The organism is Pelagimonas varians (genome assembly GCF_003208435.1).
Lineage (GTDB): Bacteria > Pseudomonadota > Alphaproteobacteria > Rhodobacterales > Rhodobacteraceae > Pelagimonas > Pelagimonas varians.
Map to the genome: position 1 here is coordinate 418,546 of NZ_QKMF01000001.1, position 12,037 is coordinate 430,582.

Annotated in this window: 12 protein-coding genes; 10 read left to right on the top strand and 2 right to left on the bottom strand. The window is 54.5% G+C overall.

The window, feature by feature from the left end; genetic code table 11:
- Positions 1–124 precede the first annotated feature (124 nt).
- The 8 genes from C8N36_RS02085 (at position 125) to tsf (ending at position 8,378) form a co-directional block, all read left to right on the top strand.
- Positions 125–1,165 carry a PstS family phosphate ABC transporter substrate-binding protein gene (locus C8N36_RS02085; protein WP_097802621.1) on the top strand — a complete coding sequence of 347 codons (1,041 nt, stop codon included), beginning with the start codon at positions 125–127 and terminating at the stop codon, positions 1,163–1,165.
- 109 nt (positions 1,166–1,274) lie between these two features.
- Positions 1,275–2,762, top strand: a complete 1,488-nt coding sequence (gene pstC / locus C8N36_RS02090; RefSeq protein ID WP_097802620.1) for a phosphate ABC transporter permease subunit PstC — start codon at positions 1,275–1,277, stop codon at positions 2,760–2,762.
- A complete protein-coding gene (pstA, locus tag C8N36_RS02095) occupies positions 2,762–4,114 on the top strand; it encodes a phosphate ABC transporter permease PstA (protein ID WP_097802619.1) in 1,353 nt (450 codons plus the stop codon). Before pstC ends, pstA begins: the two co-directional genes overlap by 1 nt.
- Positions 4,115–4,170: 56 nt before the next feature.
- Positions 4,171–4,947 (top strand): phosphate ABC transporter ATP-binding protein PstB, encoded by a 777-nt coding sequence (gene pstB / locus C8N36_RS02100; RefSeq protein ID WP_097802618.1) that lies wholly within the window; start codon positions 4,171–4,173, stop codon positions 4,945–4,947.
- Positions 4,947–5,681, top strand: a complete 735-nt coding sequence (gene phoU, locus C8N36_RS02105) for a phosphate signaling complex protein PhoU (RefSeq protein ID WP_097802617.1) — start codon at positions 4,947–4,949, stop codon at positions 5,679–5,681. The genes pstB and phoU overlap by 1 nt, the downstream gene beginning before the upstream one ends.
- 1 nt (position 5,682) lies before the next feature.
- A complete protein-coding gene (gene phoB / locus C8N36_RS02110) occupies positions 5,683–6,372 on the top strand; it encodes a phosphate regulon transcriptional regulator PhoB (protein WP_097802616.1) in 690 nt (229 codons plus the stop codon).
- Positions 6,373–6,578: 206 nt separating this feature from the next.
- Positions 6,579–7,367, top strand: coding sequence for a 30S ribosomal protein S2 (rpsB, locus tag C8N36_RS02115; RefSeq protein ID WP_097802615.1), 789 nt, complete (start codon positions 6,579–6,581; stop codon positions 7,365–7,367).
- Positions 7,368–7,502: 135 nt separating this feature from the next.
- Positions 7,503–8,378 (top strand): translation elongation factor Ts, encoded by an 876-nt coding sequence (tsf, locus tag C8N36_RS02120; RefSeq protein WP_097802614.1) that lies wholly within the window; start codon positions 7,503–7,505, stop codon positions 8,376–8,378.
- A 401-nt stretch (positions 8,379–8,779) separates the two neighbouring features.
- Here tsf and C8N36_RS02125 read toward each other — a convergent pair whose 3' ends face one another.
- Together C8N36_RS02125 and aroQ are read right to left on the bottom strand one after the other, a co-directional pair.
- A complete protein-coding gene (locus tag C8N36_RS02125; RefSeq protein ID WP_097802613.1) occupies positions 8,780–9,541 on the bottom strand; it encodes a helix-turn-helix transcriptional regulator in 762 nt (253 codons plus the stop codon).
- On the bottom strand, positions 9,538–9,981 hold the full coding sequence (gene aroQ, locus C8N36_RS02130) for a type II 3-dehydroquinate dehydratase (protein ID WP_097802612.1): 444 nt from the start codon (positions 9,979–9,981) through the stop codon (positions 9,538–9,540). Before aroQ ends, C8N36_RS02125 begins: the two co-directional genes overlap by 4 nt.
- Before the next feature lie 235 nt (positions 9,982–10,216).
- Here aroQ and C8N36_RS02135 point away from each other — a divergent pair, with 235 nt between their 5' ends.
- Together C8N36_RS02135 and C8N36_RS02140 are read left to right on the top strand one after the other, a co-directional pair.
- A complete protein-coding gene (locus C8N36_RS02135; RefSeq protein ID WP_097802981.1) occupies positions 10,217–11,110 on the top strand; it encodes a PfkB family carbohydrate kinase in 894 nt (297 codons plus the stop codon).
- On the top strand, positions 11,107–12,021 hold the full coding sequence (locus C8N36_RS02140; RefSeq protein ID WP_097802611.1) for a pseudouridine-5'-phosphate glycosidase: 915 nt from the start codon (positions 11,107–11,109) through the stop codon (positions 12,019–12,021). Before C8N36_RS02135 ends, C8N36_RS02140 begins: the two co-directional genes overlap by 4 nt.
- Positions 12,022–12,037: the final 16 nt, after the last annotated feature.

Consider the following 12,037-nt stretch of genomic DNA (forward strand, 5'->3'; position numbering starts at 1 on the left):
GGATCGGGGTGTTTCATAAAACTGTTACACACCTGTCACAAAAGCATTGCGAGACGAGATTATCTCAGGCCTCGGAGATCATCACAACGATGATCACAGTTTAAGTAACTTTCAGGAGTTCACCATGACCGTGAAACTGACCGCCTCCGTACTGGCAATTGCCGCCGTATCTGCCTCTGCCGCCTTTGCCCGTGACAACGTGCAGGTTGCCGGTTCCTCGACCGTTCTTCCCTACGCTTCGATCGTAGCAGAAGCTTTCGGCGAAAACTTTGACTTTCCGACACCAGTTGTTGAATCCGGTGGCTCTTCGGCGGGTCTGAAACGTTTCTGTGAAGGTGTTGGCGAAAACACCATCGACATTGCAAACGCGTCGCGCAAAATCAAAGACAGTGAAATCAAAGCCTGCGCCGAAGCCGGTGTGACCGACATCATCGAAGTACGCATCGGTTATGACGGCATCGTATTCGCCAGCCAGATCGACGGCCCTGCATACACGTCCTTCCAGCCTGTCGACATCTTCAACGGTCTGGCCGCCAAAGTTGTAAAAGACGGTGCCTTGGTCGAAAACACCTACAAGCAGTGGGCTGATTTCAACGCCGACCTGCCAGCCGCTGACATCGCCGCCTTCATCCCCGGCACCAAGCACGGGACACGCGAAGTGTTCGAAGAAAAAGTTCTGGTAGAAGGCTGCAAAGAAGCTGGCGCATTCGACCTGTATATGGCCGAAAATGGCGGCGACAAGAAAGCCGCTGGCAAAGCCTGCTTTGAAGTGCGCACCGATGGCGTATCTGTCGATATCGATGGCGATTACACCGAAACCCTCGCCCGTGTTGATGCAAACCCGAACGGCATCGGCGTATTTGGTCTGGCGTTCTACGAGAACAACACCGACACGCTCAAGGTTGCCACAATGGGCGGCGTTGCCCCTTCGACCGAGAGCATCTCGACCGGTGAATACCCCGTGTCGCGCCCCTTGTTCTTCTATGTCAAGAAAGCGCACATCGGCGTTATTCCTGGCCTGAAAGACTATGCTGAGTTCTTCGTCTCCGAAGAGATCGCCGGTTCCGACGGCCCATTGTCCGAATACGGTCTGGTTTCTGATCCTGAGCTGGAAGCAACTCAGACAGCCGTTGCTGACGAAACCACAATGATGGAAGGCATGTAAGCCTGACATACTGGACGGGGGCGGTGTATTTCACCGCCCCCTTTCACCTTTTTGGACCTTTTCCCACCGACTTTCTGACCACTTAGACAACCAATCCGCAGGGGGCTAGATGCCTGTTTACTGGCTAATTATCATCGTGCTTGGGCTTGCGGCACTGGGCTACGTGCTTGGCCGCCGCCGCGCCTTGGCAAGCGCAGGGGGCGATAGCCGCCGCTTGCATTCATTGCCGTCTTATTACGGCTCCAACGTTGCTATCAAAGCCGTGGTTCCTGCATTTTTGTTGATGATTGTCTGGCTGCTGGTGCAGCCTTTGATTGTCGACAACCGCGTGATCGGCATGATCCCACAGTCCGAAATCCGCGAAGGATCAAGTGCCGGATTGGTGCTGGCCGAAGTCCGCCGCGCCGCGACCGGACTTGAAAACGCCGTTCAATCTGGCGCAATGCTTGAAATCGAAGCCCGCGACAGCCGCGCCGATTTCACCGATATGACACAGCGCCTAAAGGACGCCGGTCAGATCGTAACCTCCACCATCACCCAGCCGATCTTGCTCGCTGCCCAGAAATATCGGGAACTGAGCAATGGAGGCCGTTTTTATATGTGGATCGCGGTGTTGGCCGTTGCGATTGCCGGTGCGGGTTGGGGTTTGCAAGGAACGACACCTGATTTTCGGGCCCGCAACACTGTGGAACGCGCGGTGCGGATGCTTTTGGTCGGGGCCGCCTCGATTGCGATTTTGACCACCGTCGGCATCATCTTGTCGCTGATCTTCAATACGCTGGAATTCTTTCGCCTCTATCCGGTCAAGCTGTTTTTCTTTGAACCAACATGGCTGCCCAGCTTTGGTGGCGGCATTGATAGTGATGGCAATCCGCTGTCCAAACTCGGTATTTTGCCGCTGCTTTGGGGGACTATCTATATCTCGCTTATTGCGTTGGCGGTGGCCGTTCCCATCGGATTGTTTGCCGCGATTTACCTATCCGAATATGCGGGGCCCAAGGTGCGGGCCGTGGCCAAGCCGATGCTCGAAGTTTTGGCCGGCATTCCGACAATCGTCTATGGTTTGTTCGCCTTGCTGACAGTTGGCCCCATGCTAATCGGGGTTTTCGGAGCAGATGGCCTGGGGTGGATGAAAGCCGGAACCGCGGTGATGACGGCGGGGCTGGTAATGGGCATCATGTTGATCCCCTTTGTCAGTTCCTTGTCTGATGACATTATCAATGCGGTGCCTCAGGCAATGCGAGACGGGTCATACGGCCTTGGTGCGACCAAGTCTGAAACCGTTAAGCAGGTTGTCTTGCCCGCAGCACTGCCCGGCATTGTCGGCGCTATATTGTTGGCTGCCTCGCGCGCCATCGGCGAGACGATGATTGTGGTGATGGGGGCAGGGGCCGCCGCAAGGATGAGCCTGAACCCCTTCGAAGCCATGACAACCGTAACCGCCAAAATCGTCAGCCAGTTGACCGGTGATGCCGACTTTGCATCCCCCGAGGCGCTGGTCGCCTTTGCCCTTGGCATGACCCTCTTTATCCTGACGCTTGGGCTGAACATCTTCGCCCTTTATATCGTGCGCAAATATCGGGAGCAGTACGACTAATGACCGATGCAAGCCTTCACACACCTGAGCCGCGCAAAAAGTCTTCTTTGATGACCGTCAACGCGCGCACCAAAAGCCGCAACGCCTCCGAAACACGCTTTCGCATGTATGGGATCGCTGCGGTGGCTGCCGGGGTCTTTTTCCTGGTGGTTCTGTTGACCGCAATTTTGTCAAACGGGGTCGGGGCGTTTCAACAAACCTTTATCACCGTCGAAGTTTTTCTTGATCCGGCCAAACTGGACAAGAAAGGCGGGCGCGAAATTGAAAACATCAAGAAAGTGTCGACCTTTGGGTACACGCCACTGGTACAACAAGCTTTGTTTGATGCCGTCGAAGCCAACGGTATCGAGACGCCGCTGACAAAACGCAAAGACATGAAAGCGCTGATTTCCGCCTCGGCAGCGGCGCAGGTCCGCGATTACGTGATTGCCAACCCCGAGCAGATTGGTGAAACCGTCAGCTTTCGCGTTCTGGCATCGTCGCGGGTGGACGGGTATTTCAAAGACCGTGTGACCCGCACATCGGTTGCACGCGACAAGAATATCAAGCCGGTTCATCTGGATCTTGTCGATGGGTTGCAGGCCGCTGGCGTGATCAAAAAGCAGTTCAACATTGATTTCATTGTCGGTGCGGATGCATCCGAAAGCCGCGCTGAACAGGCAGGCATGGGGGTGTCGATCCTTGGATCGCTTTTCATGATGCTTGTGGTCTTGGGGTTGTCCCTGCCGATCGGGGTTGCCACATCGATCTACCTTGAGGAATTTGCACCGCAAAACCGATGGACCGATGTGATCGAAGTCAACATTTCCAATCTGGCGGCGGTTCCCTCAATTGTCTTTGGTATTCTCGGTCTGGCTGTCTTCATCCAGTTCGCCCATCTGCCGCAATCCGCGCCTTTGGTTGGCGGCTTGGTCCTGACATTGATGACCCTGCCGACGATCATTATTTCCACCCGCGCCTCGCTGAAATCCGTGCCGCCCAGCATTCGTGATGCCGCGCTTGGCATTGGGGCCTCCAAAATGCAGGCGGTGTTCCACCATGTGTTGCCTCTGGCGATGCCGGGCATTTTAACAGGCACCATCATTGGCGTCGCCCAAGCCTTGGGTGAAACAGCACCGCTGCTTTTGATCGGGATGGTTGGCTATATCGCCACGAATTATCCTGACGGCATCGGGGCAGGGTTCCTTGACCCTAACTCCGCTATGCCAGCCCAGATCTACGAATGGGCCAAACGCGCCGATCCCGCGTATTATGAACGCGCCTGGGGCGGCATCATCATCCTTCTGGTGTTCTTGCTGACCATGAACATCATCGCCATTATCTTGCGCCGCCGCTTTGAGCGCCGGTGGTAATGAGGAGCACGACAGACATGTTAGACGTACATTCACACCGGCAAGAGATACAGAAAATGACAGATGTGGACCTGATTGACCTCAAGATGAGCGCCCGCAATGTTCAGGTACATTATGGCGACACCCACGCGATCAAAGACGTGGACATCGATATCGAAGCCAAATGTGTAACAGCTTTCATCGGCCCGTCGGGCTGCGGAAAATCCACCTTCCTGCGGTGTTTGAACCGCATGAACGATACGATTGATATTTGCCGCGTCACCGGTGACATCTTGCTTGATGATGAAAACATCTATGACAAGCGTGTCGATCCTGTGCAATTGCGCGCCAAAGTGGGCATGGTGTTTCAAAAACCAAACCCGTTTCCGAAATCGATCTATGACAACATCGCTTACGGCCCGCGTATTCACGGGCTTGCCCGCAACAAGGCTGAACTCGACGATATTGTTGAAAAAAGCCTCCGCCGCGGTGCCATCTGGAACGAGGTCAAGGACCGGCTGCACGCACCGGGCACCGGATTGTCCGGTGGTCAGCAACAACGTTTGTGCATCGCCCGTGCCATCGCCACGCAGCCCGAAGTGTTGTTGATGGATGAGCCTTGCTCAGCGCTTGACCCGATTGCGACAGCGCAGGTCGAAGAGTTGATCGACGAACTGCGTCAGGAATACTCGGTGGTGATCGTCACACACTCGATGCAACAAGCGGCGCGTGTCAGTCAGAAAACCGCGTTTTTCCACCTTGGGAATTTGGTTGAATTTGGCGAAACCAGCAAGATTTTTACCAACCCCGAAGACCCGCGCACCGAAAGCTATATTACAGGACGGATTGGCTAATGACCGAGCTTAAAAACCATATTGTCAAAGCCTTTGACCGTGAACTTGAAGGTATTCAGGCCCAGATCATGAAGATGGGCGGATTGGTCGAAGCTTCGATCATGCAGGCGGCGACCTCGCTTGAAACCCGCGATGTCGAACTGGCCGAAAAGGTGCGGGCAGGCGACAAATTGGTCGACGCCCTCGAAGAGAGCCTGAACGAGGAAGCGGCTCAGGTAATTGCGCTGCGTGCACCCACCGCGACCGATCTGCGGATCGTGTTGTCAGTGATGCGTATGTCGGCCAATCTGGAACGCATCGGTGATTTGTCGAAAAACATCGCCAAACGGACCAGCGTTCTGGTTCAGATGCCAGCCGTTGGCGATACTGCAACCTCGCTACGCCGCATGGCCCGCGAGGTGGAATTGATGCTCAAGGACGCGCTGGACGCCTATATCCAACGCGACGAAGCGCTGGCGCTGGACGTGATCCAACGCGACCATGACGTTGACCAGATGCACAATACGCAGTTTCGCGAATTGCTGACCTATATGCTGGAAGATCCGCAAAACATCACCGCCTGCATGCATCTGCATTTCATTGCCAAAAACATCGAACGCATGGGCGACCATGTGACATCGATTGCCGAACAGGTTGTGTTCATGGCCACGGGTTCCAAACCGGATGAGGACCGCCCGAAAGGCGACCAGACCGCAACCGATCTTGGCCCGCTTTTGCAAGAGCATGAGGACTGACATGTCTAGTGATCAACCTACTGTTCTGGTGGTCGAAGACGAACCGGCGCAACGCGAGATTCTAAGCTACAACCTTGAAGCTGAAGGGTTTCGGGTTGTACGGGCCGAAAATGGCGAAGACGCGCTGGTTATGGTGTCCGAGGAAAATCCTGACATCATCGTTCTTGATTGGATGATGCCGAATGTGTCGGGGATCGAGGTCTGCCGGCAAATCAAATCCCGCCCCGAAACCCGCAATATACCGATCATCATGCTGTCTGCCCGATCCGAAGAGGTCGACAAGGTGCGCGGGTTGGAAACCGGCGCGGATGACTACATGGTCAAACCCTATTCGGTGGTCGAACTGATGGCACGGGTACGGGCTCAGCTGCGCCGCACACGGCCTTCGACAGTCGGCGTTCAGCTCGACTACGAAGATATCTCGCTGGATCCGGAAACCCACCGTGTGACCCGTGGCGGCGATGCGCTAAAACTTGGTCCGACAGAGTTCCGCCTGCTGTCTACTTTTATGGAAAAGCCGGGCAGGGTGTGGTCGCGCGATCAACTGCTAGATCGGGTGTGGGGCCGCGATATCTATGTCGATACCCGCACCGTTGATGTCCACATTGGCCGGCTGCGCAAAGCGCTGTGTCAGCATGGCGGCGACGATCCTTTGCGCACGGTGCGTGGGGCAGGGTACGCCTTGGGCTAAAAACACCGACTAATTTGGCCTTCGGGCCAATAATACCTGCGCTTTTGGCCAATGCCTCTTGCGCAGCCGCGCTGCCCAAGTTAAAGGGCGCGCACGAACCCCGCAGGCGGGGGCGGGCATCTGGGGGAGACATCCCGAGACGTCCACCGGTTGAAGCATCTGCTTTGATCCCCCGCCGAGGATATGAAACCGGAAAGGATATAGACATGGCTCTTCCTGAGTTCACCATGCGTCAGCTGCTTGAAGCAGGCGTACACTTTGGTCACCAAACACAACGCTGGAACCCTCGTATGGGTCCGTTCATCTATGGCGGCCGTAATGGCATCCATATCATGGACCTCACACAGACTGTTCCAATGCTGGATCAGGCGCTGAAAGCGATCCGTGATTGCGTTGCAAAAGGCGGCCGCGTTCTGTTCGTTGGCACCAAGCGTCAGGCAGCTCAGCCTGTTGCAGACGCCGCAGAAAAATGCGCCCAGTATTACATGAACCACCGTTGGCTCGGCGGTACGCTGACCAACTGGCAGACCGTTTCCAAATCAATCGGCCGTCTTCGTCAAATCGACGAGCTGATGGAAACTGGTGCCGAAGGCCTGACCAAAAAAGAGCGTCTGGGCATGGAACGTGACCAGATCAAATTGCAAGCCTCTTTGGGCGGCATCCGTGAAATGGGCGGCGTTCCTGACATGCTGTTCGTCATCGACGTCAAAAAAGAAGCACTGGCCGTGGCCGAAGCCAACAAACTGGGTATCCCGGTTGTTGCAATCGTCGACACCAACTGCTCGCCCGATGGCATCGATTACATCATCCCAGGCAACGACGACGCGTCCCGCGCCATCACGCTGTACTGTGATCTTGCATCGCGCGCTGCTCTGGACGGTATGACCGGTCAGATGGAAGCCGCTGGCTACGATCTGGGTGCCTTCGAAGAAGCGCCGATCGAAGAAGTTGTTGCCGAAGAAGCACCTGCTGCCGAGGCACCTGCAGAAGGCTAATTGCCTTTTGCCATTGCCTGCAAAAATCGGGGGATGTCATTTCGGTGACATCCTGACCGGACAAAATAGCGGGCATGTAACATCAGGGCGGCGTATCGCCGCCCGAACCGTATTTTCAGACGAGGAAGCCAAATCATGGCGATCACTGCTGCACAGGTAAAAGAACTGCGCGAAATCACTGCCGCTGGCATGATGGACGCGAAAAAAGCGTTGGTTGAAACCGACGGTGACATGGAAGCTGCCATCGATTGGCTGCGCACCAAAGGCCTTGCCAAAGCCGCCAAGAAATCGGGCCGCACGGCTGCCGAAGGTCTGGTTGCTGTGGCTGTTGCCGGCGGCAAAGGTGTTGCTGTTGAAGTAAACTCCGAAACCGACTTCGTTTCCAAGAACGCAGAATTCCAGGAAATGGTCGGCGGCATCGCCACCGTTGCTTTGAACGTTGCTGATGTAGAAGCGCTGAAAGTCGCTGATCTGGGCGGCAAGACCGTTGAGACTGTGATCACCGACAAAATCGCCACCATCGGCGAAAACATGTCAGTTCGCCGTATGGCGACAGTCACTGGCGAAACCGTTGTGACCTATGTTCACAATGCAGCCACCGCTGGCATGGGCCAGATCGGTGTTTTGGTTGCGCTGAACGGCGGCAACGAAGATTTTGGCAAGCAGATTGCGATGCACATCGCGGCTGCAAACCCTGCGTCTTTGTCCGAAGCAGATCTTGACCCGGCGGTTGTTGAAAAAGAACGCCAGATTCAGATCGATATCGCACGCGAATCCGGCAAGCCAGAGCAGGTTATCGAAAAGATGATCATCGGCCGCATGAAGAAATTCCTCGCCGAAGTGACTTTGCTGGGCCAGCAATTTGTTGTGAACCCTGACATTACTGTCGAGCAGGCCGCAAAAGACGCAGGCGCAGAAATCGTTGCCTACGTCCGCATGCAGGTTGGCGAAGGTATCGAGAAAAAAGAAGAAGATTTCGCAGCTGAAGTTGCCAAAGCCGTTCAAGGCTAAGTCTTTTAATCAAAACACGTCAAAGGCCGTCCAGATTTGGGCGGCCTTTTTCGATTCAGACATTGGGAAGAATCGGGACCTCTGTCAGAGACATTGGGGATGACGACAAAGGTCCCGAAAGGGTGCTGGCCGGGTTGACGTAAAGCGTCGCCCCAAGCCAGCTCGGCCGAAGCCGAAAGACGTTGGCAAACCCGTGGGAATAATCACAGTTTGCCGTGCCTCGTGTCCCTATGGCTAATAGCCACCACTCACGGAACATTTGCAAACTGGCAGCTAAATTGCCCTAACGGAAGTCAGGATTTCCCGACCCTGCAATTATTTGAAGCATATTGCAAAATCGCACACGAATCAGGATTTTCGAGCCATTGGAGATCAATTTTTGAGCATGAAGGGCAGGGGGATTAAGCGTGAATCACATACATCTGATTGTGAAACGCTGCCTTGGCAACCGCCTGAGCCGTGGTTTCAACATTCAGCGTATCACGCGCCAATCTCAGATGTTTTTCGATCGTTGCTTGGGTCAGGCCCATAATCTGTGCAATATCCTGCATGGTTTTGCCATCTCCAACCCATTCCAAGGATTCGCGCTGGCGTGGAGTCAATTTTTGATTTTGCAACGGAATAGGCAAAGTCATGATCTTGAGGTGGACAAGGTTGTTCATCAAGACAATGTCACCACCATGTTCGGCCCAAATCTCATCAATCTGATCTTGGTTCAACTCCGGCTTGGAGCTCAGCGAAATTGCGCCTTTGGCACGGCTCGAAACCGATTTGAAGCTGATCGTATAACCGGCGTGCACTTTGTGGGACAAGTTAAAAGCGACAACCTTTTGCGCTTGCTCATCCATTGTGCCGGTCGAAATCTGCTCGGCCAAAACGCGCCAGCTGCAATGGCCTTCGTTTTCAAGCGCCCATTTCACCATAGGGGCGTTTCGGTACAAGCCGTCCTCAACAAAGCCCTTACGATACTCAGGGGAATGATTGCTGAGGATTACGAAATCATTCGGGTCCCCAAACGAGGTTGCCGTCATGAATTGAGTGAACCCATAGATCAGGCGATCAAACCCGAATTCTTCCATCTTGGCACAATGCAAAGCCCATAGGTCGGCAACATTGTCGATATTGGTCAGTTCGGTCAGGTAGATGCGTAGGTTGGCTTTCATAATGACTTCTCCAAATGTCTTTGAAGCGCATCCATGGCCAAAATATAACCATGCGCTCCGAACCCACATATCAAACCTACAGCGACAGGCGAGATATATGATTGGTGCCGGAAGGCTTCGCGGGCATGAATGTTCGACAAATGTAATTCAACCAACTGGGCTTCAGTTCCCTTGATGGCATCCATGAGAGCGATCGACGTATGTGTATAAGCTCCGGCGTTCAAAATTATTCCGTCATGGCGGCCGCGGGCATTTTGAATTTCGTCAACCAAAGCGCCTTCGTGATTGGATTGAGAACATGTGACCGTCACACCGATCTTTTCCGCATGGGCACGGCACATATCTTCAACATCGGACAGTGTTGTGTGTCCGTAAATTTCCGGCTGGCGCGTGCCCAATAGATTGAGGTTCGGACCGTTTAGTATCAGAAAAGAGCGCATAAGACCTCCCAAAGCTTGACCGTTTGGTAAAGGTTGCCTTGGTGGGCTGTCCAGAGTTTCCTGCGCTTTTGGCGGGTTTTGAGGGTGGTTTCGAAGCGTTTCATTGTCCACTTACCAGATTATATTACATAATACTGATTATAGGATGTATTGAGGCCCGTTAACTGGTATGCAGGCCCCATGTTTTCCGCTTCAATACTTGCGCCTGCTGACTTTCCTCGCCAAAAGTCGCAATATGACAAAAGCTCCTGAAATTCTATGCGTGGGTTCCGTTCTGTGGGACATCATTGGACGATCTGCCAGCCATATGCGGGCTGGATCAGATGTGCCTGGCCGTATCATTCGGTTGCCCGGCGGTGTTGCCATGAACATTGCAATGGCTTTGTCCCGCTTTGGTTTGAAACCCGCGTTGCTGTCCGCGATCGGCCAAGACCCTGAAGGCAATGAACTGGTCGCCGAATGCGCCCGCCGCGGTTTGGGCACTGATCATCTGTACAGATCTGCTGATTTGCCCACGGATCGATATATGGCCATCGAAGGTGCGAACGGCCTCATTGCCGCCATTGCCGATGCTCATTCTTTGGAAGCTGCCGGCGATAAGATACTGAATGTCTTGAATTTTGGACCACTGGGTCGTCCTGAAAATCCCTTTGACGGGCTTATTGCTCTTGATGGGAACCTGACGGCCGGTTTGCTCGAACAAATCGCCACAAGCCCATCATTTTCAAAGGCAGATCTGCGTGTTGCCCCAGCCAGTCCCGGTAAAGCCGAGCGGCTTTTGCCGTTTTTGCGCTCTGGTCGCGGCACGCTTTATGTCAACCTCGAAGAAGCTGGTTTGCTGTGTCAATCCAGCTTTGAAACCGCCGATCAGGCCGCTTCCCAGCTTTTGGAGCGCGGCGCGGCGCGGGTGTTGGTCACCAATGGCGGCGACGGATGTTGTGACGCAACCGCAGATGGTTTGATCCAAGAATGCCCGCCGCCTGTTTTGGTGACCCGTGTCACCGGAGCTGGTGATACTTTTATGGCGGCCCACATTGCCGCTGAATGTGACGGTGCAAACCGCAAAGATGCTTTGAGCCGCGCGCTACATGCCGCCGCCGCCTATGTTTCCGGAGAAGTAGCAATATGACCCTCTATACCCCCTCGCCCGCCGTTGCCGAAGCTTTGGCCGCTGGCCGTCCGGTTGTAGCGCTGGAAAGCACGATCATCACGCATGGGATGCCTTGGCCGCAAAACCTTGAAGTTGCTCGTAAAGTCGAAGACACAGTGCGATCCAACGGCGCCGAGCCTGCAACAATTGCAGTAATTGACGGCACGTTGCATGTCGGTTTGACCGATGCGCAGTTGGAGGCTTTAGCACAAACGCGCGGTGTCGCCAAACTCAGCCGCGCTGATATGGCCGTATGCATGTCTCAGGGGCGCACTGGTGCAACAACTGTCGCAGCAACAATGATTGCGGCTGAACTGGCTGGCATTGCAGTGTTTGCGACTGGCGGTATCGGCGGCGTTCACCAAGGTGCTGAAAACAGTTTTGATATTTCCGCCGATTTACAGGAACTTTCGCAAACAGCTGTGACCGTGATTGCCGCCGGAGCCAAAGCGATCCTCGACATTCCAAAGACCATGGAAGTGCTTGAAACCCTTGGCGTTCCCGTCATTGCCTATGGTCAGGACAAGATACCGGCATTTTGGTCCCGTGATGCGGGTTTGCCGGCGCCATTGCGTATGGATACTGCCGCCGAAATTGCAGGTGCTCATATCATGCGCGGCAAACTCGGGTTGCCCGGTGGTCAACTGGTGACAAATCCAATCCCGGTTGAAGCCGAAATCGCCCGCGAAACATTAGCACCGATTATTGCGCGTGCCGCTCAGGACGCAGCGGATCACGGGATCGCAGGCAAGAATGTCACGCCTTATCTGCTGCAACGGATTTTCGAGCTGACCGAGGGCCGTTCGTTGGAGGCAAATATTGCTTTGGTTCTCAACAACGCCCGCCTTGCTGCTGAAATCGCGCAAGAAATGTGCAAAATCACAAAGTGATGACGCAGTTTTGCGC